Origin of the sequence: Aliiroseovarius sp. S1123, from assembly GCF_023015885.1 — a bacterium.
Lineage (GTDB): Bacteria > Pseudomonadota > Alphaproteobacteria > Rhodobacterales > Rhodobacteraceae > Aliiroseovarius.
In genome coordinates, this window is record NZ_JALKBE010000010.1 from 21,269 (window position 1) to 42,817 (window position 21,549).

19 protein-coding genes are annotated in these 21,549 nt (G+C 60.7%); 4 read left to right on the forward strand and 15 right to left on the reverse strand.

The annotated features are described in order from the left end of the window. Window positions 1-9: 9 nt before the first annotated feature. A complete protein-coding gene (locus MWU53_RS14965) occupies window positions 10-1,179 on the forward strand; it encodes an ABC transporter substrate-binding protein (RefSeq protein WP_247094457.1) in 1,170 nt (389 codons plus the stop codon). 112 nt (window positions 1,180-1,291) lie between these two features. On the opposite strand, the gene MWU53_RS14970 is transcribed toward MWU53_RS14965, so the two are convergent. The 3 genes from MWU53_RS14970 to MWU53_RS14980 are packed head-to-tail and all read right to left on the reverse strand — an operon-like array spanning window position 1,292 to window position 4,298. Next, on the reverse strand, window positions 1,292-2,821 hold the full coding sequence (locus tag MWU53_RS14970; RefSeq protein WP_247094458.1) for a tripartite tricarboxylate transporter permease: 1,530 nt from the start codon (window positions 2,819-2,821) through the stop codon (window positions 1,292-1,294). 56 nt (window positions 2,822-2,877) lie between these two features. Then, a complete protein-coding gene (locus MWU53_RS14975) occupies window positions 2,878-3,831 on the reverse strand; it encodes a tripartite tricarboxylate transporter substrate binding protein (protein WP_247094459.1) in 954 nt (317 codons plus the stop codon). A 41-nt stretch (window positions 3,832-3,872) separates the two neighbouring features. Next, complete coding sequence (locus tag MWU53_RS14980) at window positions 3,873-4,298, reverse strand: tripartite tricarboxylate transporter TctB family protein (RefSeq protein ID WP_247094460.1); 426 nt, start codon at window positions 4,296-4,298, stop codon at window positions 3,873-3,875. Between the two features lie 230 nt (window positions 4,299-4,528). Here MWU53_RS14980 and MWU53_RS14985 point away from each other — a divergent pair, with 230 nt between their 5' ends. Then, on the forward strand, window positions 4,529-7,165 hold the full coding sequence (locus MWU53_RS14985) for a non-ribosomal peptide synthetase (RefSeq protein ID WP_247094461.1): 2,637 nt from the start codon (window positions 4,529-4,531) through the stop codon (window positions 7,163-7,165). On the opposite strand, the gene MWU53_RS14990 is transcribed toward MWU53_RS14985, so the two are convergent. From MWU53_RS14990 to MWU53_RS15015, 6 genes are read right to left on the reverse strand one after another with little or no spacing between them, the layout of a single operon-like run. Further along, complete coding sequence (locus tag MWU53_RS14990; protein WP_247094462.1) at window positions 7,143-7,685, reverse strand: DUF3833 domain-containing protein; 543 nt, start codon at window positions 7,683-7,685, stop codon at window positions 7,143-7,145. The two genes, MWU53_RS14985 and MWU53_RS14990, sit on opposite strands and share 23 nt — an antisense overlap. A 27-nt stretch (window positions 7,686-7,712) precedes the next feature. Beyond that, window positions 7,713-8,267 (reverse strand): DUF3833 domain-containing protein, encoded by a 555-nt coding sequence (locus tag MWU53_RS14995; RefSeq protein ID WP_247094463.1) that lies wholly within the window; start codon window positions 8,265-8,267, stop codon window positions 7,713-7,715. Then, a complete protein-coding gene (locus MWU53_RS15000) occupies window positions 8,264-9,490 on the reverse strand; it encodes an MFS transporter (protein ID WP_247094464.1) in 1,227 nt (408 codons plus the stop codon). Before MWU53_RS15000 ends, MWU53_RS14995 begins: the two co-directional genes overlap by 4 nt. Continuing rightward, window positions 9,487-9,984, reverse strand: coding sequence for a hypothetical protein (locus tag MWU53_RS15005; protein ID WP_247094465.1), 498 nt, complete (start codon window positions 9,982-9,984; stop codon window positions 9,487-9,489). The genes MWU53_RS15000 and MWU53_RS15005 overlap by 4 nt, the downstream gene beginning before the upstream one ends. Next, entirely contained in the window at window positions 9,977-11,134 is a 1,158-nt protein-coding gene (locus MWU53_RS15010; RefSeq protein WP_247094466.1) for a cyclopropane-fatty-acyl-phospholipid synthase family protein, read from the reverse strand. Before MWU53_RS15010 ends, MWU53_RS15005 begins: the two co-directional genes overlap by 8 nt. Continuing rightward, entirely contained in the window at window positions 11,073-12,416 is a 1,344-nt protein-coding gene (locus MWU53_RS15015; RefSeq protein ID WP_247094467.1) for an FAD-dependent oxidoreductase, read from the reverse strand. Before MWU53_RS15015 ends, MWU53_RS15010 begins: the two co-directional genes overlap by 62 nt. Window positions 12,417-12,542: 126 nt before the next feature. Between MWU53_RS15015 and MWU53_RS15020 the strand changes: the two genes are divergently transcribed. Both MWU53_RS15020 and MWU53_RS15025 read left to right on the forward strand, forming a co-directional pair. Beyond that, on the forward strand, window positions 12,543-13,307 hold the full coding sequence (locus MWU53_RS15020; protein ID WP_247094468.1) for a DUF1365 domain-containing protein: 765 nt from the start codon (window positions 12,543-12,545) through the stop codon (window positions 13,305-13,307). Then, on the forward strand, window positions 13,304-14,029 hold the full coding sequence (locus MWU53_RS15025) for an SDR family NAD(P)-dependent oxidoreductase (protein WP_247094469.1): 726 nt from the start codon (window positions 13,304-13,306) through the stop codon (window positions 14,027-14,029). The genes MWU53_RS15020 and MWU53_RS15025 overlap by 4 nt, the downstream gene beginning before the upstream one ends. Before the next feature lie 53 nt (window positions 14,030-14,082). Here the strand turns inward: MWU53_RS15025 and MWU53_RS15030 are convergent, their stop codons facing one another. The 6 genes from MWU53_RS15030 to MWU53_RS15055 form a co-directional block, all read right to left on the reverse strand. Then, complete coding sequence (locus tag MWU53_RS15030; RefSeq protein WP_247094470.1) at window positions 14,083-14,598, reverse strand: fasciclin domain-containing protein; 516 nt, start codon at window positions 14,596-14,598, stop codon at window positions 14,083-14,085. 187 nt (window positions 14,599-14,785) lie between these two features. After that, complete coding sequence (locus MWU53_RS15035; protein WP_247094471.1) at window positions 14,786-15,421, reverse strand: ChrR family anti-sigma-E factor; 636 nt, start codon at window positions 15,419-15,421, stop codon at window positions 14,786-14,788. Beyond that, a complete protein-coding gene (locus MWU53_RS15040; RefSeq protein ID WP_247094546.1) occupies window positions 15,418-15,936 on the reverse strand; it encodes a sigma-70 family RNA polymerase sigma factor in 519 nt (172 codons plus the stop codon). The genes MWU53_RS15035 and MWU53_RS15040 overlap by 4 nt, the downstream gene beginning before the upstream one ends. 198 nt (window positions 15,937-16,134) lie before the next feature. Continuing rightward, complete coding sequence (locus tag MWU53_RS15045) at window positions 16,135-19,488, reverse strand: error-prone DNA polymerase (protein ID WP_247094472.1); 3,354 nt, start codon at window positions 19,486-19,488, stop codon at window positions 16,135-16,137. Beyond that, window positions 19,485-20,978, reverse strand: coding sequence for a DNA polymerase Y family protein (locus MWU53_RS15050; protein ID WP_247094473.1), 1,494 nt, complete (start codon window positions 20,976-20,978; stop codon window positions 19,485-19,487). Before MWU53_RS15050 ends, MWU53_RS15045 begins: the two co-directional genes overlap by 4 nt. Next, entirely contained in the window at window positions 20,920-21,486 is a 567-nt protein-coding gene (locus tag MWU53_RS15055; RefSeq protein ID WP_247094474.1) for a hypothetical protein, read from the reverse strand. Before MWU53_RS15055 ends, MWU53_RS15050 begins: the two co-directional genes overlap by 59 nt. Window positions 21,487-21,549: the final 63 nt, after the last annotated feature.

Genomic DNA, 21,549 nt, shown 5'->3' on the forward strand with positions numbered 1-21,549 from the left:
AGAAAACTGATGAAACGATTAGCGACTGCGATTGCTATGAGCCTCGCAACGGCTGGTGCAGGTCTGGCAGATGATATTACCGTCGGCTTTGCCATTGCCAAATCAGGCTGGCTTGAAGCCTATGATACGCCTGCCACTACGGCGGCCCGTATTCGAATTGACGAAATTAACGCCGCGGGTGGTTTGCTTGGTCGACAGATCAACTGGATTGAAGCCGACACGAAATCCGATCAGGCCCAGTCCGCCAGCGCAGGTCTGCAACTGATTGACGAAGGCGCCGATATGTTGATCGTCAACTGCGACTATGACTTTGGCGCACCGGCAGCCTTGGCAGCAGAAGGGGCTGGATTGAATTCGTTCTTCCTGTGCGCTGAAGACATCAAGGCGGGCATTCAAGGCGTCGGCCCGAACAGCTTCTCAGCCTCAGTGCTGGCAGCAGTCCAAGGCGCGACCATGGCCGAGTGGTCCTTGGGCGAACGTGGGGCGAAAACGGGATATGTGCTGCTGGATACCACAATCGAATACAACAAAGGCATCTGTACCGGCTTTGACTGGATGTTCCCCAATGCCGGTGGCGACATCGTTGGTCGTGACACCTTTAAGAACGGTGATGCCTCGATCGCCAGCCAGATCACCCGGATCAAGGCGCTTGAGACCGAGCCGGACGTGATCATGCTGTGCAGCTATATTCCCGGTGCAGCCTCGGCCGTACGGCAGATCCGTGCTGCCGGGATCAACTCGCTGATCCTGAATGGTTCGGCGGTCGATGGATCCTATTGGCTGAACGCCACGCCGAACCTGTCAGGTTTCGTGGTGCCCGTGCAGGGCTCGATCTACGGAGATGATCCGCGCGCGGACGTCGAAGCCTTCAACATGGCTTATGAGAAAGCGACCGGCAGCCGCCCTGCCAGTCAATACGCCTATCCCGGCTATATCCTGATCGACCTGTGGGCCAAAGCGGTCGAGCGAGCTGGTAGCCTTGATGGGGCCGCGGTCACAGCAGAGCTTGAAAAGATGCGTGACGAGCCCACGGCATTCGGCCCGCGCAGCTTCTCGGATGAAATCCACCATCAGAACTCGGCCGAGATGCAGATCATCGAGATTACCGATGGAACGCCTGGGGTGGCTGGGAACTGGAGGATCAGCACCCCCGTCCCGTTGGACGTCCTGCTGAACTAACCTGACTTCGTGTTTCAGGTGAGAAACTCAGACGTCCCTTGCGTGAAGCGAGGGGCGTCTTTTTGCTGGAAGTAATCAGATTTGGTGCCCTCGCGAGGCAATGTCGTCGGGGTTATCCGTCGTTACGCGGCCTTGTCTGAGTGTTCAGACCGCGTCGCACGGCCGGGACAAGAACGACGCCGGCAATCATCAGCAACAGTGCAACAGATTGTGGTCTGGCCAGTAGGAAGCCAAGGATATCGTCGTCAGATATCAGGCGCACCTGATGAAAGGATCGCTCGGCAGTTTCTCCGAGGATCAGCGCAACGGCCATGGGTAAGATTGGAAATCTGAACGTCAGGAATACAAATCCGATAACCCCAAGGGCGACAGCGACCAACACATCGCCGAATTGCTCGGCGATTGCGTAGACACCGCAGAGCGCCAGCACGATTACGAAGGGAACAATCAGGCGGGTGTCGATCCTGGTCAGCACGATAAGACCGCGTGACAGGACTAGTCCAAGCAATGAGGCGCCGATGGCCGACAGTGTAACCGCGACGATCAACCCGTAAATCGCGGATGTTTCATCCCGAAGCATCATTGGTCCCGGCTCGATCCCATGAAGGACGAGTATGGACAGGAATACTGCAGATTCTGCGCTTCCGGGTATGCCGAAGGCTAGGGTTGGAACCAGTGATCCACCATCCTTCGCGTTGTTGGCACTTTCGGGCGCAATGACACCGATGATGTTGCCGGTGCCAAAGCTTTCGGGTTCGTGCGACACGGATTTGGCAGCAGAGTACGCCAGCAACGAAGCGACCGTGCCCCCGACGCCAGGCAGGATGCCGATGGCCGTGCCGATAAAGGACCCGCGCAGTACGACGGGCCAATGCCCGAAGGTCGACCTGATCCCTTGTTTAAGGCCCGAGACACGCTGGTTCGCGGCGCCCGATGAACGATCGATCCTGCCAGGGGTACCCGCCAGCCAAAACATTTGCGCAAGGACGAAGAGCCCCGTCAGGGCAGGGACCATCGGGATGCCATCCCACAAGTAGGTGTTGCCAAAGGTGAACCGCTCGTCGCCTGTGATGACATCAAACCCGATGGTTGCCAACAGCAGGCCAAACCCGGCCGAAATGAAGGCGCGCAGCAGCTTGTCGCCCGAGGCCGCAGCAATGGCGGCAAAGGCCAAGATGGCCAGCAGCAGTTGCTCGCCCGGGCCGAATGCCAGAATGATCTGCTTGGAAAAGGGGATGATGGCGCACAGCGTCACAAGGCCGATCAGGCCCCCAAGGGTCGATGCTGTGGCTGATGCTCCAATCGCCTCGCCTGCGCGTCCTGCACGTGCCATGGGGAAGCCGTCGAATGTTGTGGCCGCGTTTGGGGCGGTTCCGGGCACCTTCAGAAGAATGGCCGAGATCGACCCACCAAACGATGTTGCCCCCATGATGCCACCTGCAAGATAGATCGCATCCAATGGCTCCATCACATAGGTGAATGGAAGCACCAAGGCTAACGCGATCACGCCGCCAAGCCCGGGAATGACACCAAAGGTGAATCCGATGACGATCCCAAGGCAGATGTGGATCATAGCCCCTGGGCTGGCAGCGGCAGCAAAGGCGTCAAGCAGGTGGTCGAACCCCACGGAAAGCTCCCCCATTCATCTGGCCGGCTGTTCTGTTTTCAACAAGAGCCGTCGACCCGTTTCGCGTGCGTCTACTGGAACGCGGATGCGAAGCTTTGCATCACGTCGAACTGTTCATTGATGGCCCGAGCCGAGCTGTCAGCATCCATGTAGGTGACTGGACGTTTCGTCGAGGCAGACCATTCGGCAATCGACGCGCTGGTTGCGGCAGCTTGAAACGCAGCATCCAGCTTCGCGAGGATCTCGCTTGGGGTGCCGGGGGGGGCACCGATCATCCGAAGCTGCGCCAACGATGACAGCCGGTTTTGCCCGATCTCGGTGGTTGTCGGCACACCGTCAAAAAGCGTCGTGGTGCTGAAGGTCAGCCCGATGCGAATATCGCCGGACTCGATGAACTTTCGCGCGGTATCCACGCTTGCAAACATCCCGTCCACTTCCCCTCGGATTACGGCAAGTGTCGTTTCGGTTGATCCCTTGTAGCCAGGCACGACGGTGTACGCACAGCCAAGGCTTTCCATCAGGATCACCGCGATGGTGTGGCTAGAGGATCCGGCCCCGGTCGTGGCCAATTTGGCAGGCCTGCCCAACGCGCAAAGATCATCGGCCGAGGTCAATCCGCCAGATGCGGACAACACAAGCGTATAGGGCGAACGGGTCAAGTTCGAGACCCACGCGATGTCGCGCAGATCTACATCCGGCCATTTCCCGGTCACCCCTGCGATGACCATGCCGGGAATGTTGAACATGCCGATAGTATATCCGTCGGCGTCGGATTTCATCATGGTCTCGATCCCGCGGCGTCCGCCTGCGCCTGGAATGTTGTCGACAATGATGTCTGTCCCCAACGCCTTCTCTAACTCGGGTGCGAACAATCTGGCAAAAGTGTCGAACCCCCCACCAGGGCTATAGGGTACGATTAAGCGAACTGGTTTTTCGGGCCAGTCAGCCTGTGCGGGTGTGCCGATCAGCGTCATGGCACCTATCAGAAGCAGCGTTGCCCATGTCGCAAATTTGGTATTCAACATACGTTATTTCCCTATTTATGACTATCTTTATGGCGTTCCGCTTAGAACCACATTCCCCGGAATAGCCTGACCCCCAAGCCTTGCTCGAAGAAGCCATACAGGATCAGGGCGGTCAGCGCGGCGGTCAGTGCCGCCGCCGTTGAACTGCGTCGCCCGATCCAGATGCTGTGCGCCATGACAAATACGACGATTGCAGTCAGTAGGCCAAGCAGCGCTGCAATCGCAGCCGCGCAGAGTGTCAAAAAAAGCGTCTTCCATCGGGCATGAGGCACCTCAGGTGCGTCTGCCGTGCGGCTGTCCAAGACCGGATTGCGTAGGCTAAAAACGGCTTCGAATAGGCAAAATCCGATCACCAGCATTACAACACTTCCCGGCCAACGACCTGAGGTCTCACTCAGGCCAAGCGACAGCACACCAATCACGCAGGCAAACGCAGCTATCAAGAGCGGCAGAAAAACCTTTGACATGATTGGGTGTTGCAAAATGTGTCCCTCGAGCGTGACGCTGTCTGCATGCGCAATACCGCAGACACGCCGTTGGGGCATCTTGTCTGCCGATGCGACCAAAGGCAATTCCTAACTGGGCATCTACCCCGGGTGGGGGCACGCGAATTCGGAAGTTTGATTATTATGTGCGCTTGTTCCATCACCTGTGCTAATAGCTTGCCCCGTAGGGAAAACTTCTATTCTTTTGCACCATGACCCTGACCAGCCCCGAACGCTTCGACCCTGACCCGACCACCCTTGGTCAGTTGATCCGAACTCACGCAGCGCTCTATCCCGACGCGCCCGCTTTGCTGACGCGGGATGCGCCAGCCATGACCTATGCCGAGCTCGCGGATCAGATCCGGGACATTCGTGCAGCGCTGAACGATTTGGGCGTTGGTCGGACAAACCGTGTGGCACTTGTCTGTCATAAAGTGGCAGATGCGGTCGGGGCGTTTCTTGGGATTATCGATACGGCGTCCGTCGCGCCCCTGAACCCGAAATTATCGCCTTATGAATTCCGCGCCGCTCTGAACCGGATCCCGTTCGATGCTGTCATCGTGCATGAAGATCTGACAGAGGTGGCCGCGCTGATCCGGTCGGAAGGATATCCTCTGATCAGCTTGGCATCGGTGCCGAAAGGTATCACGGGCCAGGTCACCTTGTCGGGGCAAGTGATCGGGCCATGTAATGCGCCTGGGGCTGTTCAGCCCGAGGACGAAGGCACCGTCCAGATGACCACGGGCACAACCGGCAAGCCGAAAGGGGCTATCTCGACCCAAGCCGTGATGGCCGGACGGGCACAAGTTCAGGCCGCAGCAAAAGGAGAGGCAGCGCATACGGTGGGCATCTTGTTTTCGCCGCCTTATGTCTCGGCCCTGTTCAACCGCGTTGCCGGGGCGCTGGTCGCCGGTGGTGCACTGGTCCTGCCCAACGGGTTCGATCCTGACCGGGTTTTGCAGGACATGGTCGATTTCAAGGTCGGCTGGGTTGCCGGGGGGCCAACCTTCCTGCGCGAACTCGTCCGGTTGGCCCACGAGGATCCTGAAACCGCCAAGCATCATGCGCTGCGCATCGTGATCTCATCGACGACCAAGCTGCCCTTGCCGTTGCATAAGCAGATCGAAGAGACCTTCGGTGTTCCATGCCTCGAACAATATGCTTCGACCGAAACTGGGTTGATCACCATCTCGCCGCTTCCCCCGGCACGCCGCATTCCGGGCAAGGTGGGCTTGTCGCTGCATTACGCGCTTCAGATCCATGACGATGCGGGCCATGCCCTACCGCCCAATACCCTGGGCCAGATTGCCGTGCGTGGGTCCAATCTGTTCTCGGAGTATTACGATGATCCCGAAACGACCGCATCCTCCATCCGGAAGGGCTGGTTCTACACCGGCGATATGGGGCAGTTGGACGATGATGGGCAGCTGGAGCTGATCGGACGCAAGAAGGAACTGATCAACCGTGGCGGCGAAAAGATCTCGCCCTTCGAGATTGAAGAGGCGATTCGCTCCCACCCGGCCGTGCAGGACAGCATCTGCTTTGCCATGCCGCATCGGACGCTTGGGCAGGTTGCCGCGGCAGCCGTTGTGCCAACGCCCGGGCAGGACGTGACCGAAGACGACATCAAAGCCCATCTGCGCACCCGGCTGGCCGCGTTCAAACTGCCCACCCCGTTGTTCTTCGCTGAAGATATCCCGTTGGGGCGGACAACCAAACCCAACCGCATCGGGGCGCCCGAATACTATGGACTGCTGTCGGATACCGCCAATCCAGAATCCGCTACACAGTCAACAAGGTCACCGGAGTCAGGGCTCGAGCGCACAATTGCCACGCTTTGGGCCGAATGCCTTGGCGTAGACGCCGTGTCTCTCACAGAGAATTTCATCGAGGCGGGCGGGGATTCCCTACAGGCCATGCGGCTTCTTGGGGCGATCGAGGAAGTCACGGGGATCTGGCTGGCGACAGACGTGATTTTTGAGCAGGGTGCGACGGTAGCGGGGATGGCTGCGATGATCCGACAACAGCGCAAGGCAACTCTTACGCCTTCGCCCCTGCAACCCGCCCCGCGCTGGACGGCGAAGCGTGTGGCGAAGGGCGTGCTGAGACGGCTGCGCGCTGTTGGCAAGGCGGTGCGTTCCCCTGAGGACGCCAACGAAACGCAGCTCATCGCGGAAGGTGTCGGGCTTGAGGATATCATTCAGCGGCTCAATCTGATGACACGGGATTGGCCGGGCGAGCGGTTGTCTGACACGCTGCCGGTCTACGGGTTCAACCTGTCCGGATCGCGTGCGCCTTTGGTGTGGTGCTTCAACGACTCGCATGAACCCGTCGTTTTGACGGCGGGTTTGGACCCTGATCAGCCGCTGATCGCGCTGCGTTCATTGAATTTCGTTCTGGGCGAGAAGTCCCATCGACAGGGGTATCTGGATGATCTGGCCGCGCTTTATGTGCGCTGTCTGCGGGACGCAGGCCAAACTCAGATTGCCGGGTTCGGCGGGAATTGCGGTGCGGGACCCATAGCGGAAAGAATGGCGAGGATTTGGAATGCTGAGTGCGCCCAGCCGGTTAATCTGATTTTGCTGGAAGCAGAGCCGTCGCAGCCCTATGCGGGTCCGCTGCACATGATCTTTGGCCGTGACAGCCATCGGTTTAATCCGTTTTTCACTCGGGATGATCCGGTCTCAGAGTGGCAGAAAGTTCACAAATCCCCCAGTTTCGACATCATTCCCGGCGACCACGGCGAGTATTTCGAACCTGATACTGTGGGCGATTTGGCGGGTTCGATCGACGCGGCGCTGAGGGTGCGCGGGGCGCAAGCAATAGTTACTTTTTCTCAAAAACAATGATGGCCTCGCCAATGCGCACTCCGTATCGCGAAACGTAGGCGCGGTTCAGCACGCGATCATCACTCAGCATCCACATCCAGTCATCGAAATCGACACGCATCGTGCCCTTTCTGACAGGTAGATCAATACGATAGGCCCAGTTGAACGTATCACCATTTTCGCGACCCGTTGCTGTGCCAATGACCCCCGGAGCGGTGCCTTGCCATGTCTCTTCACCAGTCTTTTCAAGCGTCCAGATGCGCTGCTCGGTTTCGCCGTCGTCATAGGTGAAATCCTCGACCAAGGTCAGCGTCTGGCCATCCCAGTCGCCTGTGATCTCAACATCGAACCGGCGTTGCACCGTCCCAAACAGGTCTTGAAACTGACCGCGGGCGACGGATTTCCCCTCAAAGAACTCCTCAAGATTAAGCTCGCGCTCCGAGAGCGGGGGATCTTGCAGTTTCGGTCGCCCCGCGCAGGCAGACAAGGTCACAGCTGCCACGGCCAGCGCTGCGAATATGCGTTTCTTTCTCGTCAGCATGGTCTTGTCCTCTTGCTTCGCTTGGGATCAACGGGTTGGGTCAGGTCGCATGGTCGCGACAAGTTCGGCAACCTTGATGCCGAACTTGCGCATTTCAGAGCGGTTTAGGATCACGCCGCTATCGGTCATGTAGAGCCAGTCGGTGACGCTAAGCGTATGGCCCCCGGCCTCGGCAGGCAGGACGATGTCATAGGTCATCTTGATCGTCGACCCGGACACCGTACCTTGTGCTGTGCCGACGATGTCATCGGCGGTCGCGGTGAAGGTGGTGTCGTCTATCTGTGTGAGGAACCATTTGCGCGCCTGAGTACGACCGTTGGAATAGGTGAAATCTTCGGTCAGGGTGCCGTTGCGACCCTCCCACTGGCCGACCATGCGGGCGGTGAAACTGTTGGTGACGCGGCCTGTGGGGCCATAGATCAGCCCCTCGGACAGGATTTCGCCGGACAGGTGTTCAGTGAGCGAAAAGGCGGGGCCGGTGTCGGCATAGTCCGCAGGCGTCTGCGCCTTGAAGCTGAAGAACATGTGGCGGGTCAAGGTGGCCACAACGAATAGGGCAAGGATGGCTGTGACGAGTTTCATTGGGATTGGTCCTCTGTAGGCAGCGCAAGGACCATGGCCAGAGCGCCGAGTTTCAGAATGCAGGGGATGATGGCGTATGAGATGTTGAGCGCAGCAAGGGCGTCTGAGCTGTTGGTGCCACCGGGGGTAAAGCCGTTTCGTTCAAGCAGCGGCAGGGTTGCGAAGGCCGCCAGCGCAAGGCCGAGCTTTCCGGCAAATGACCAGATGCCGAAGGCAAGCGAGGGTTTCAGCCCCGCGCGCGTCAGCACGACCGAGAACATGGCAGGCAGGATCACCATATCCGCGCCAAGGGCCGCACCGGAGGCCACGCAGATCACCGCGAACCCGATCAGGTTTCCGGGCGCCAGAAACGCCGCACCGATAAAGCCCAGAATGGCCAGCGGCATGGCGATCAGCAGCGTGCGTTTCGGGCCGACGGCATGGGCGATGCGGGTCCAGAGCGGCACGCTGACCCCGGCGCTGAGGAAGAACAGGATCAAGAGTGGTCCGGCCCGGTCAGGAAGCTGCAGGCGGTCTTCGACAAAGAACAGAAACAGCGTGGATGTGATTGCGACAGGCAGGCTGTTGACCAAGGCCAGCGCAAGCAGTTTCAGCGCGCCCGCCTGACCAAGACCCTGAAGGCTTAGGCGGTCGCCCGGAAGGGGCGTGCGGCGCCAGATTGGAAGGGTCAGAAGCGCGGTTGCGATGGCCAGCGCGCCCAGAAACACGCCGAAACTGGGATAGCCCTGCGCGCGGGCACCCATTGCGGCAAGAAGCGCCGGGGCCATTGCCGCAAGGATCACGCCGCCCAGCATGCCGACCTCTCGGTACGCGGCCAGCGTCATCAGGGCGCGCGGGGTTGGGCTGTCTGCCAATGTCGCGCTTCGACCATACAGCAGGATCATTCCAAGGCTGTAGGCCGAAAACAGCAGGATCAAGATAAGGACAAGATCGGTCGTGACACTCGGGCCGGGGGTAAGGGTGAAGAGCAGGGGGAAGCCGATTGCAAGGCCAAGCGCGGCGGTTACGGCAAAGACGCTTTGCGCGCGCGGCCAGCGGTCTATGGCCCAGCCGATCAGCGGGTCTTGAACAAGGTCAACCAGACGGATCGCCAGCAGAATTGCCCCCACCGCCCCAAGCCCCAGCCCAAGGTTTACCGAGGCAAACCGGGGCAGGTGGATATAGAGCGGGATGCCAGCAGCGGCCAGCATCAGGGCATAAAGGCTGACGCGCGGATAGGTCATCCGTCGCTCCGAAGCAGGCTGGTGAAGCGACGCGAGCGTGTGTTGTCGCCCAGAAAGATCCCCATGAAACGGGCTGTGATCTGGGGGTGGGATAGGGTGCAGGTCCGGGTGTCATTGCGCCAGAAGGTTAGCTGATTGGGGCCATTCGCCACGGCGTTATAGCGATCCCCGTTGCGCACATCAAAGAAGCATCGGTTCAGCTGCGCGCGCACTGGCAGGGTGCCGCCGGTGCGCTCAAATTCTCGCATCGTGCCTTCAACAAGATCATAGGCCGTTAGGTCGCGCAGATAGGTCAGCTCCAGCGCGAAGTCCTTGCTCCAGTCAAGAGGTGCACCAGAGGGGGTGAATAGCCGCGCCTTATAGAGCGGAAAGCCAAGGAAACGCAGCGTGGCTTCACCCCGCAGTTCGGCATCCGGCAGGGCCGAGCTGACAGGGGACGCCTTGGCGGCGTGGCCCACCAGTATCAGCAGGCAAAGAAGCACGGGCCTAAGCATGGGCTAGCTCCACTTGGACGACATTCGTGTGACCCACGGCGAAAGAAGCCGCACAGATCTCGAGGTAATATTGCCAGTTGCGAAAGAACGCCTCGCCGTAGCCCAGTTCGGCGATCTTGTCCTTGCGTGCGACCAGACGTTCGGACCAGATGCGGCAGGTCCTGGCATAGTCTTGGCCAAAGGCGTGGTTGTCGTTGACCTTCAGGCCCGCGCGCCCGGCCTGGTTCGCGATCACCGAGTCAGACAGCAGCATACCACCCGGAAACACGTATTGGCGGATATAGTCCGAGGACGCCTTGTAGGTGTCAAAGAACGTGTCCTGCACGGTGATGGCTTGCAACAAAACGCGGCCACCGTCGGCAAGCTTGTTCTTCAGAACCGAGAAATAGCTGGGCCAATAGCGCGCGCCCACAGCTTCGATCATCTCGATCGAGACGATGTTGTCATATTGGCCGTCGATGTCGCGGTAGTCGCGCAGCTGGATATCCGCGCGCCCATCAAGGCGGCTGTCCGCGTAGTTGTGTTGATTGCGCGAGATGGTCACGCCGGTCACGTCACGGCCTGCATCGGCGGCAGCCTCGGCAAATCCACCCCAGCCGCAGCCGATTTCAAGTGTCCGTGCCCCATCGCTGAGACGTGACAGCGCGCGGTCATTCTTGTTCTTCTGGGCACGGGAAAGATCGTTGTCACCTTTGTCAAAAATGCCCGACGAATAGGTCATGCCCTCATCCAGCCACAGCGCGTAGAACTCGTTCCCGACATCGTAATGCGAGCGGATGTTCTTGCGCGATCCGCGGCGCGAGTTGGCGCGCATGATGGTGTCGACCAGACGGAATTTTGCCTGATTGAAGGGGCTGGCCTTGTCGAACGCGCCCAGTTGGTCGCGGTTGCGCATGGCCAGCGCCACAAGGCCCTCGACCGATGGTGTGTCCCACAAACCCTGCACATAGGCTTCGCCTAGCCCGACCTGACCATGCGCGGCCAAAGCGGACACAGCAGACCAGTCGCGGATCACCATCTCGGCCTCGGGGCCGGATGTGCCGAACTGGAAACGTTCGCCTTCCGGGGTGCGCAGGGTCAGCTGGCCGTCATGCAGACGCGCGCAGGTCGACAGGAATTGAGACTTCAGTTTCTTGTCCGCAAATCGCATGGGGCTCTCCTTTGGTGGTGTGGCGGTTGTTCAGGGCGCGCACGATGCGCATGGCGCTGGCGATGCCGTCTTCGTGGAACCCGTGACGGTTCCAGGCGCCGGCAAACCAGGTGTTGTTGTTGCCCTGCATGGCGCGGATGTCTTGCTGTGCCTTCAGCGCGGCGCGATCAAAGACGGGATGGGCGAACTCGACCTCGTCATAGATTGCGTCGGCGGGGATCTCGGTCGATGGGTTCAGAGTGACGAACAGCGGATCGTCTTCCGGGATGTTCTGCAGGCGGTTCATCCAATAGGTGACGCCGATGGCCCCATTCTGCGAGCGGTAGGCCCAGCTGGACCAGCAGTCGCGGCGGCGGGGCATCTGGGCGGGGTCACAATGCAGGACCGCTTTGTTGGGCTGATAGCGGATGGCGCCAAGGGCGGCGGCCTCGTCAGGGCGGGCGTCGCTGCCCAGAATGGCCAGTGCCTGATCCGAATGGCAGGACAGGATCAGTTCGTCGAAACTTTGCGCGGGTGCGTTTTGTGCGACAAGGCTGACGCCAAAGGCGCTGCGCGTCACGCTCTCCACTGGGGTGCCGGTGCGCAAGGTGACACCGCGCGCGATCAATGCAGCCTCAAGCCTACGGACATATTCGATGCTGCCACCTTTGACGGTCCACCACTGATGCTCGCCTGCGCCCGCCAGAAGTGCGTGGTTGCGGAAGAAGCGGACCAGCGATTTCGCGGGGAATTCGTTGACCTCGGCCACGGGCGTTGACCAGATCGCACCGCACATGGGCATTAAGTAGTCGTCGCGAAAGGTCCGGCTCAGGCCCAGTTCGTCCACCAGATCCCCGATGGTTTTGTCGTCGTCGGTCGCGGCGGCCTCGGCACGTTTGCCGAAGCGCAAGATGTCGACGATCATGCGATAATAGCGGGGGCGCAGGAGGTTGCTTTTCTGTGCAGTGATGGCGCGCAGGGTGTTCAGACCGTATTCCAAACGCCCATTGTCAATACTGGCCCCAAAGCTCATCTCGCTTTTGATGACGGGGACGTCGAGTTCGCGGAACAGCTGGGTCAGGAAGGGATAGGTGGCGTAGTTGAACACGATAAAGCCGGTATCGACCGGTTGATCTCCGTTCTTGCCGGCCATGACTGTGCGGGCATGACCGCCAAGGCGTGGGGCGGCCTCGAAAAGGGTGACGTCGTGATAGGGGGACAGATAATACGCGGCAGAGAGGCCCGAAATGCCACCCCCGACGATTGCAATTCTTTTCCGTGGTCCCTGTGTTTGATCGAACATGCCAACCCCTTTTTCGCGTTTGTTATGCAGGGATTACGGCCGGGGCGCGGGGCTGGATCACAAAAAGCTGCAATGTTCTTGGATTAAAGTGATCCGACGCGTTTTCGCGCGCGTAGAAGAAGTACCATGATTAGTCACATCCAAGCCAAAACCCATCACGCCCGCAGGGGCTCTTTGAAGAACGCATTCACCTATGGGGTGGACTTTGTTCTGACGGACCTGTCGGACACGGGCACGCCGTGGCTTTTGTCGCGCAACCGCTGGAACCTCTGGTCGATCTGGGATCGCCGCCACGGCGGACCGCGCGATGACGGGCGTGGTGTCGCGTGGTTTCGCGAGGTGCTAAAGGGGCGTGGATTTGATCCCGAGGGGGCCGAGCTTCTGCTTCTCACCCAGCCCAGCTTTCTGTGGTTCCATTTCAACCCGGTCAGCTTCTGGGTCGCGCTGGTCGACGGCACGCCCCGCGCGTTTGTTGCCGAGGTCAACAGCACCTTTGGGCAGCGCCACTGCTATGTCTGCGCGCACGAGGATTTCGGGCCGATTGACGCGAAAGATCGCCTGACGGCGCGCAAATTGATGCATGTCTCGCCCTTCCAGAAGATCGAGGGGCAGTATCACTTCAATTTCGGCCTGACCGAGGACGCGGTGAACATCCGGATCGACTATCGGAACGGAGACCAAGGTGTGCTGGCGACCCTTGCTGGGAAGCGGAAGAAGGCCACCAGCGGGTCTTTGCTGTGGGCCGCATTGCGCCGTCCGTTTGGGGCGGCGCGGGTCGTGGCGCTGATCCATTGGCAGGCGGCTATCCTTTATCTGAAACGCGCGCCGTTCCTGAAGAAGCAACCGCCCGCAGAACAGCTTGTGTCTGATGGTAGAGCGCTGAACAAATGACCTGTTTTTCTGGCAAAACGTACTGGCTTGTTGGCGCAAGCGAGGGGTTGGGACGTGCACTGGCCCAGCAGCTCAGCGCCAAGGGTGCGCATCTTATCCTCTCGGCTCGCAATGAAGATCGGTTGGAAAGCCTTTGCGAAGGTCTTCCGAACGCGCGGGCCTTGCCGCTGGATGTCACAGACCTGACCGCCGTACGCGCCGCCGCGCTGCAGGCCGGGACGATTGATGGCGTGATCTACAACGCGGGTGCCTACGTGCCGATGCGCGCGACCGAGTGGGACAGCGCCACCGCGTTGACCATGTGTGACGTGAATTTCACCGGCGCGATGCGGGTTCTGGGGGAAGTTGTTCCCGACTTTGTGCAACGCGGCGCGGGGGACATCACCCTCGTGGGATCGCTTGCGGGCTATCGCGGCCTGCCCGCCGCCATCGGCTATGGCGCCAGCAAAGCGGCCCTCGTCAGTCTGGCCGAGACCATGCGTTTTGATCTGAAAGACACGGGCGTGATCGTGCGCCTAGTAAATCCTGGCTTCATCGAAACGCGCCTGACCGCGAAGAACAACTTCAATATGCCGATGCTGATGAAGGCCGAGGATGCTGCAACCCGTGTGCTGCGCGCCATGACCAAGCGGCGGTTCCGCACCGATTTCCCCGCGCCGTTTTCGTGGTTCATACGACTGTTGGCCTATCTTCCAGACATTCTGATCTACCGCGGAAAATAAAACGGGCACCTTGAGAACAAGGCGCCCGAAGCTTTGCGATAGGCCGGTTGGTTTTAGTGGCAAGCGGGGCGAGTGCCCGGCAGAAGAACCTTGTCGATCACGTGAATGACGCCATTTTCGGCCTGGATGTCGGCGATGATCACATTGGCCATCTCGCCCGTACCATCGGCAATCATCACGCCGTCAGAGCCTGCGGTGATGCACAGACGCTCGCTGGCCAGAACCGGTTTGAAGTAGTTCGACCCAGTCGGGATCATGCCTGCCGTCAGCTTGCGGTCATCAACGTGATACAGAAGCACGTTGGTCAGCTGTTCTTTGTTTTCGGGCTTCAGCAGGTTGTCCACGGTGCCTTTGGGAAGGGCCGCAAACGCATCGTTGACCGGAGCATAAACGGTGAAGGGGCCGGGGCCAGACAGGGTCTCGGCCAGACCAGCGGCTTGAACGGCAGCGACGAGGGTCGAGAAACGTTCGTCGCCAGCAGCGATGTCGACGACGGTATTGGCGGTGGCGGCACCGGCAGACAGGGCAATTGCGACGGCTGCGGCGGCAGATTTCAGGGCGGTTTTCATAAGGACTTCTCCATGTTGATGCGCGTGTGGCGCGTAGATGTATCTGTGGTTCGTATGGAGGTTACGCGGGGGAAGTATTGCCGGATCACGACCTCACGAATGCGTGAAGGATTGTGAGTTAAGCATTTGAAACAAAAAAAGAACCGCCGAAGTTCGGCGGTTCTTTCATACAGATTTTCTGGTCGCGTCAGATGCGGAAAATTGGCTGAAGAATACGTGGCAGGAAGGCATTGAAGCGCAGTCGTGCATCCGTTGCGGCAAGGCAGATACAAGGATCGCCTGCGTCAGCGATCGGGGTGTGCTCAAGATCTTCATCCGCGATTTCGACATCGCCGACCCCGAACCGCCCGGTTTCATCACTGAAGCTGCCCTGCAGCACCAAGGTCATCTCGAGCCCGTTATGGCCGTGATCCGGCACCGCCTGCCCGGGTGGGATATACAGCAGACGCACCGATCCATGCGCATCTTCGGTCAGTATGTCCTGACGTACGCCCATCCCAAGCGTCTTCCATTTCAGCGCACGACCTTTAAGCGCCTCCATCACCGGGCCGGGATAGATGCCCGAGCGATCATAGACGGGTTCGGGGACGAAAGGCGCGTCCAACTGGGCAAACAGGTTGTCCTTCAGCGACGACGACACCGGCACGGCGTCACTGTCTTCCAGGACAACACCGCCCACAGTTTGATGCGCAGCAAGTGCCACGCGGCAGTGGTCGCAAAGCGAAACATGGCTGGCAACGACCACGGCGAAAGCATGGGGAAGCGTACCGGCGGCATAGGCGGCCAGCATCGCGTCGGGGATATGATGGGTCACGGCGCTCATTGTTTTAAGTCCTTCAGCTCGTGTCTCAGTCGTTCCATTCCAAGTCGTATTCGTGATTTTATGGTTCCCAGTGGCAGGCCGGTTTCGGCGCTGATTTCTTGATGCGTCAGCTCGCCCAGATAGGCCTTTTCGATGATTTCGCGCTGTTCCGGCTTGAGATTGGCAAGGGCCTGTCGCAGCAGTCCTGCCTCTTGTTCAAGCCCGACAACTTGACTGGCATCAGCCTCGCTTCCCGGATCTTCCTTCAGCTCTTCGGGGACGGGCCGGCTTTCCTTGCGCGTGATGTCGATCTGGCGGTTCCGCGTAATCTGATAGATCCACGCCGAGACCTGTGCCCGATGCGGATCAAACTGCGCGGCCTTGCGCCAGACCGTCAGCATCACATCCTGTACGATCTCTTCGGCCTGTGCCGCACCGATCCCGGACTTCATGATGAAACCCTTCAGGCGCGGTGCGAAGTAATCAAACAGCTTTGCGAATGCCTCGCGGTCCTGATGGTCGCGGATGGCGATCATCCAATGGGTTTGGTCGGAATAACCGATACATTCTGGCGGCACAGATTTTGCCTCGTTAAAACGCGCGCCAGTCGCCGGCGCGCTTGATGTCGTGAGTTCTATGATTTCCTGTACCATAACACGCTTACGCGCGCGCACTCTATTTGGATCTCTTTTTTTTGGCGAGCGTGTTCTGTGTGGCGATGAGGCCCGGCGGGCCTAGTGAAAATCCCGGCTGGGGAACAGGCGTTTGGCCTGATCGCGCGGGTGCATGGCACGCGAGGGATAGCGGGACTGTTTCGGCGTGTCGTCGGTGCGCGCGCCCTCGGTCGTTAGGGCTTCGGGCATCGGGTGGCCCAACTCGTAGAGCTTATAGGACAGGTCGGTGATCTCTTGTGCGATCAGGTGCACGACGATGCCTTCGCGTTGCAGATAGCCCGTGACCTGCAATAGCCGCGCCCCCATGACGATGCGGCGGTGGCGTTCATAGACCTTGGGCCAGACCACCACGTTGCTGACGCCGGTTTCGTCCTCCAGCGTCAGGAAAATCACCCCGGACGCGGTGCCGGGACGCTGACGGGTGATAACAAGGCCGCAGACCGCATGGCGGCCCAGCGGCACCTGTTGCAGGGTGTCATGGCGGGTCAGGCCGGGGATCTTGGGGCGCAAAAGCTCCATCGGGTGGGCGCGCAGGGTCAGGCGGGTGGCGACATAATCTTCGACGACCTCTTCGCCCAGATGCATCGCGGGCAGTGTGACCTGTGGTTCATTGATGCTTTCGCCGTCAATCGGGTCATTGAACAGGGGCAGGGGCTTGGGGCTTTGGATCGCTTTGACCTGCCACAGCGCGTCGCGCCGGGTCAGGCCCATATCGGCGAAGGCGTCGGCCTCGGCCAGCCGTTCCAGCGCGGCGGGGATTAGGCCTGCGCGCAGCCACAGCGCCTGCGGGTCCGGGTATCCGTTGCCGCGTGCCGCTACGACCCAACCCGCGTCTTCCTCGCGAAAGCCTTTGATCTGGCGGAACCCCAGCCGCAGCGCCAGCGTGCCGTCGGGACGGCGTTCCAGCCGATTGTCCCAGTCCGAGTGGTTCACGCAGATGGGCCGCGTTTCCACCCCATGTTCGCGCGCATCCCGCACGATTTGCGCAGGCGCATAGAACCCCATGGGTTGCGAGTTCAATAGTGCGCAGGCAAAGACCGCCGGGTGGTGGCATTTCATCCAAGCCGAGACATAGGCGAGCATCGCAAAGGCGGCTGCGTGGCTTTCGGGGAAGCCGTAATCGGCAAAGCCTTCGATCTGGCCAAAACAGCGTTCTGCGACGTCTGTGCTGTAGCCGTTTTTCAGCATCCCGGTGATGAACTTGTCGCGGTACTGACCGATGGTGCCCATCCGCCGGAACGAGGCCAGCGAGCGGCGCAGGTGGTCGGCCTCTTCCGCGGTGAAGCCCGCGCCGACGACAGCGATCTGCATCGCCTGTTCCTGAAACAGCGGTACACCAAGGGTGCGGCGTGTCACCTCTTCCAGTTCGGGGCCGAAGGGTTCGGGTTGTTCAAGTCCTTGGCGTCGCTTGATAAAAGGTTGAACCATGCCGCCCTGAATGGGGCCGGGGCGGACGATGGCGACCTCGATCACCAGATCATAGAAGGTCTGCGGCTTCATCCGGGGCAGGAAGTTCATCTGGGCGCGGCTTTCGACCTGAAACACCCCGACCGCATCGGCGGCACAGAGCATGTCATAGGTGGTTTGGTCTTCCTGTGGGACGGTGGCGATGCCCAGATCCTGCCCTTCAAATTCACTGAGTAGGGCAAAGCTTTTGCGCAGGCAGCTGAGCATCCCCAGCCCCAGAATATCCACCTTCAGGATGCCCAACGCGTCGATGTCATCCTTATCCCAGCAGATGACGGTGCGGTCCTCCATCGCGGCGTTTTCGATCGGGGCCAGCTCGTCCAGCCGCCCGCGGGTGATGATAAACCCGCCCACATGCTGAGACAGGTGGCGGGGAAAGCCGATGACCTCGCGGATCAGATGAATGGTTTGCATCAGACGGCGGTCTTCGGGATCAAGGCCAACCTCGCGGATACGGTCGGGATCGACGCCACCATTGCTCATTCCCCAGATTTGGCCGGATAGACTGGCGGTCACGTCCTGCGATAGGCCCATCACCTTGCCGACCTCGCGGATTGCGGCGCGGCTGCGGAAGTGGATGACCGTGGCGCAGAGCCCGGCGCGATGGCGGCCGTATTTCTGATAGATCCACTGGATCACCTCTTCACGGCGCTCATGTTCGAAATCCACGTCGATATCCGGCGGCTCGCCCCGGTATTTCGAGATGAAACGCTCAAACACCATCGAGATCATGTCGGGGCTGACATCGGTGATGCCCAGTAGGTAGCAAAGGATCGAGTTCGCTGCCGACCCGCGCCCCTGACACAGGATGCCCTGCGATTTGGCGAACTGCACAATGTCATGGACGGTCAGGAAATAGGCTGGGAAATCCAGCTCTTTCACCACGGCCAGCTCTTTGGCCATGAGCGTGCGCGCGCGGTCCGGCACACCGTTAGGATAGCGCCGCGCCAGCCCTTCCTGCGCCAGCCGTTCCAACCGGGTAAATGGGGTCTCGTCCTCGTCCTCTTCATGCGGGTATTCATAGGACAGTTCGCTCAGATCAAAGCTGCACCGGTCGGCAATCTCAAGCGTGCGACGGATCGCGCCGGGGTGGTTGCGAAACAGGCGGATCATATCGTGGGCGGGCTTGATGCGGCGTTCGGCGTTGGGAAGCGCGCGGGTGCCGATCTGGTCGATGGTGATATGCTCGCGCATGCAGGTCAGCACATCCGCCAGCTGTCGGCGGCTGGCGTGATGCATCAGTACATCCCCCACGGCCACCATCGGGGCCGAGGCCCGGTGCGCGAGATCGGCACAGGCCGTCAGATAGGCCTGATCGCTTCCGTCATAGCGGGGCGCGGCCCCCAGAAAGACGTGATCGGGAAAACAGCGGCGCATCTGCTGGATCTCGGACACGGCCTGCCGCATCCCTTTCTGGGGTAGGGCGATCAGGATCATGCCCTTGCACGCCTCCAGCAGGTCCTTGGTGTAAAGGATGCACTGCCCTTTCTCGGCCCGGCGCTTGCCCAAAGTCAGCAGGCGCGTCAGGCGTTGATAGGCGGCGCGGTCGCGGGGCAGGGCGACCCAGTCCACCGTGCTGTCTTGCAAGATCAAGCGGCATCCGGCGATCAGCTTGGGCAGCTGGAGGGCATCCGGCTTGGCAATCGGCGTCTCGGGACCGGTTTTCTGCCGCGAGGACGCATCCACCCGTTGCTGAGACTGGATCGTCACCGCCGCGTCGGCCTCTTGCCGCAGTTGCTTCAGGGCAGACCACGCGCGCACCACCCCGGCCAGCGAGTTGTGGTCGGTGATGGCGATGGCCGACAGCCCAAGCTCGGCCGCGCGGACGATCAATTCCTCAGGATGCGAGGCGCCCGTTAGGAAGGTGAAATTCGTGGTGACGCAAAGCTCGGCATAGGCGTTTCCCTGTGTGTGCAAGCTACGCAAATGGGGCGGCGGCGGGGTCATGCGAATTCCCCCTGTACGAACCAGCCGGGGTTTTGCGGCGTATGGAACAGCCAAAGCCGCCGCCCTTGCGTGGTCTCGACCCGCCAGTAATCGCGCAGGCCCGCGCGCCAGTTTTCGTCCTGAAACCACCATTCCGGCGCGATGCGTTCCGGTCCCGTGGCGCGTCCTGTGGTCAGCGACATGCGCCGCCAGCGAAAGCGTTTGGGGGGCTGGGGGCCGTGGGCGGAAATGGGTTCGGGCGGGAAGAGCGTCAGGGGGCGGGGTTGCGAGCAGGCCCATGTGCCGCCGCGCGGGACCTCGGAATAGGCGACGGGGGCGATCAGGAAACTGCGTTCGGGGATGTGGCTGTCGGCGGGCAGGAAGCGTTGAATGTTCTCAAGCCCAATGCGCGCGCCGATCCGGGTGACCAGATCCTCAAGCTGCCCCGCGCTGCCGTTTTGCGTGGTCGAGGCATGGGTGATCTGCTGGGCGCGCAGGGGCTCGACTTGCGTGGCCTGCAGGCGAAGCTGGTCAATGCCAAAACCCGCGTCAACCTCGGCCAACCCACGTTCAAAGAGCGGCAGGATGCGTTGGGGGTCATGCAGGGCGCGGGCCAGCCGGAGTTCCACGTCCTGACTGTCCTGATCCACCCGGCGCACCGTGACTGTCAGCACCCGCGCGCCCATCTCGTGCGTTTGCAGCTTGGCGCAAAGCTGATCCAGCAGGCGCGAGACGCCCGCCATCACGTCCCCGATCAGGCCAATGGGTTCGGGCAGGGTCATGCGGACCCCGAAATGGGGCGGGTCGGCCAGTGGGGTGATGTCCTCGGGCTGATGGCCAAGGGCTTGGTCCAGCCGCATCAGCACATCCGTCCCAAAGCGTCGCGCAAGGGGCGCGCGGGCGGTGCTGGCCAGATCACCGATCTTGCGCAGGCCCAGCCGTTCCAACGCGGTGGTGGTCTTGTCCCCCAGCCGCAGCGCCGCCACGGGCAGCGTTTGAAGCACGGGTAAGGGATCGCCCACAGGGGCCACGCCTTCGCCAAAGTGCGCCAAAGCCCAAGACGCCCCCCGCGTGTCCGCCAGCCCAATCTGCACCGATAGCCCCGCGCGCATCAGGCGCATCCGCATGTCGGCCAGCATCCGGTCTTCGCCGCCGAACAGATGGGTCGCGCCGGTGACATCCAGCACCAGCCCATCACGCCCCTCAAGCCCGACCCACGGGCAATAGCGCGTGGCCCAGCGGCGCAGCAGATGTAGGAAGCGCTCGTCCTGCGGCAGGTCCACTGGGGTCGTTTGCAGATCAGGGCAAAAGGCGCGCGCGTCGGAATAGGGCATGCCCACGTGCAGCCCCTGTTTCAGCGCCTGATGGTTCAGGCAATACAGCCGATCCGTGTTGCTGATTTTCTGGGTCAGGGCAAAGGGGCCATCCAGCGGGCAGCGGCGCAGAACCCGGTCACTTGCCAGCCGGGGGAACCACAACGATACGACGCGACGCCCGATCCCATCGAACATACCAAACACCCAATGTTCCTGATTTGTTCTTTTTAAGCTCCCACCGATGCAGAGTCGAGTCTTCGCCGCCATATTCCGGATCAAAAACTGGCGCGCAGTGCCAGCGTGTCTCGGCCGCATTGCTGCCCATGTCTTCGGAAATCAGCGCCAAGCCGGTGGACTTCCCATCGCGGGCGGCTAGTTGCAGGCGACGGCCCTCGGTCAGGCCAAGGGGCTTGTGCAGCGCCATCACGACAAGCGGTACAGCACCGTCGCGCAGCGCCTCTTCCGCGACGGCCAGCGATTGCATCTGGTCCTTGGTGTTGCACAAAGCGAAATCAGCCGGGTCGATGAAGGGGGCAAAGCCGTTGGGGTTGATCTGGGCTGCATCCCATCCGCCGCGCACCCACAGGCATGGCCCGCCCAGCCGCGCGGCCAGCGCGAAGGCGAAGACCGGCGCGCCGGGGCCGTACACTTCATGCGTACGGGTCTTGGCAGGTGGGAAGTGAGGCGGGCCGAGAATCTGCATAGAGGCAGAATAGCATCACGTCGCTGAAAGGAACATACGAAGAACAAAACCGCCCGCGGCACG

What these genes read in the sequence shown, in the direction of transcription:
- MWU53_RS14980 (WP_247094460.1), bottom strand. Translation starts at nt 4,298, where the DNA reads ATGTCAAAGGTTTTTCTGCCGCTCTTGATAGCTGCGTTTGCCTGCGTG.
- MWU53_RS15050 (WP_247094473.1), bottom strand. Translation starts at nt 20,978, where the DNA reads ATGTTCGATGGGATCGGGCGTCGCGTCGTATCGTTGTGGTTCCCCCGG.
- MWU53_RS15035 (WP_247094471.1), bottom strand. Translation starts at nt 15,421, where the DNA reads ATGAGCGCCGTGACCCATCATATCCCCGACGCGATGCTGGCCGCCTAT.
- MWU53_RS14965 (WP_247094457.1), top strand. Translation starts at nt 10, where the DNA reads ATGAAACGATTAGCGACTGCGATTGCTATGAGCCTCGCAACGGCTGGT.
- MWU53_RS14990 (WP_247094462.1), bottom strand. Translation starts at nt 7,685, where the DNA reads ATGCTGACGAGAAAGAAACGCATATTCGCAGCGCTGGCCGTGGCAGCT.
- MWU53_RS15030 (WP_247094470.1), bottom strand. Translation starts at nt 14,598, where the DNA reads ATGAAAACCGCCCTGAAATCTGCCGCCGCAGCCGTCGCAATTGCCCTG.
- MWU53_RS14985 (WP_247094461.1), top strand. Translation starts at nt 4,529, where the DNA reads ATGACCCTGACCAGCCCCGAACGCTTCGACCCTGACCCGACCACCCTT.
- MWU53_RS15025 (WP_247094469.1), top strand. Translation starts at nt 13,304, where the DNA reads ATGACCTGTTTTTCTGGCAAAACGTACTGGCTTGTTGGCGCAAGCGAG.
- MWU53_RS15020 (WP_247094468.1), top strand. Translation starts at nt 12,543, where the DNA reads ATGATTAGTCACATCCAAGCCAAAACCCATCACGCCCGCAGGGGCTCT.
- MWU53_RS15040 (WP_247094546.1), bottom strand. Translation starts at nt 15,936, where the DNA reads ATGATCGCCATCCGCGACCATCAGGACCGCGAGGCATTCGCAAAGCTG.
- MWU53_RS14975 (WP_247094459.1), bottom strand. Translation starts at nt 3,831, where the DNA reads ATGTTGAATACCAAATTTGCGACATGGGCAACGCTGCTTCTGATAGGT.
- MWU53_RS15015 (WP_247094467.1), bottom strand. Translation starts at nt 12,416, where the DNA reads ATGTTCGATCAAACACAGGGACCACGGAAAAGAATTGCAATCGTCGGG.
- MWU53_RS15010 (WP_247094466.1), bottom strand. Translation starts at nt 11,134, where the DNA reads ATGCGATTTGCGGACAAGAAACTGAAGTCTCAATTCCTGTCGACCTGC.
- MWU53_RS15045 (WP_247094472.1), bottom strand. Translation starts at nt 19,488, where the DNA reads ATGACCCCGCCGCCGCCCCATTTGCGTAGCTTGCACACACAGGGAAAC.
- MWU53_RS15000 (WP_247094464.1), bottom strand. Translation starts at nt 9,490, where the DNA reads ATGACCTATCCGCGCGTCAGCCTTTATGCCCTGATGCTGGCCGCTGCT.
- MWU53_RS14970 (WP_247094458.1), bottom strand. Translation starts at nt 2,821, where the DNA reads ATGGGGGAGCTTTCCGTGGGGTTCGACCACCTGCTTGACGCCTTTGCT.
- MWU53_RS15005 (WP_247094465.1), bottom strand. Translation starts at nt 9,984, where the DNA reads ATGCTTAGGCCCGTGCTTCTTTGCCTGCTGATACTGGTGGGCCACGCC.
- MWU53_RS15055 (WP_247094474.1), bottom strand. Translation starts at nt 21,486, where the DNA reads ATGCAGATTCTCGGCCCGCCTCACTTCCCACCTGCCAAGACCCGTACG.
- MWU53_RS14995 (WP_247094463.1), bottom strand. Translation starts at nt 8,267, where the DNA reads ATGAAACTCGTCACAGCCATCCTTGCCCTATTCGTTGTGGCCACCTTG.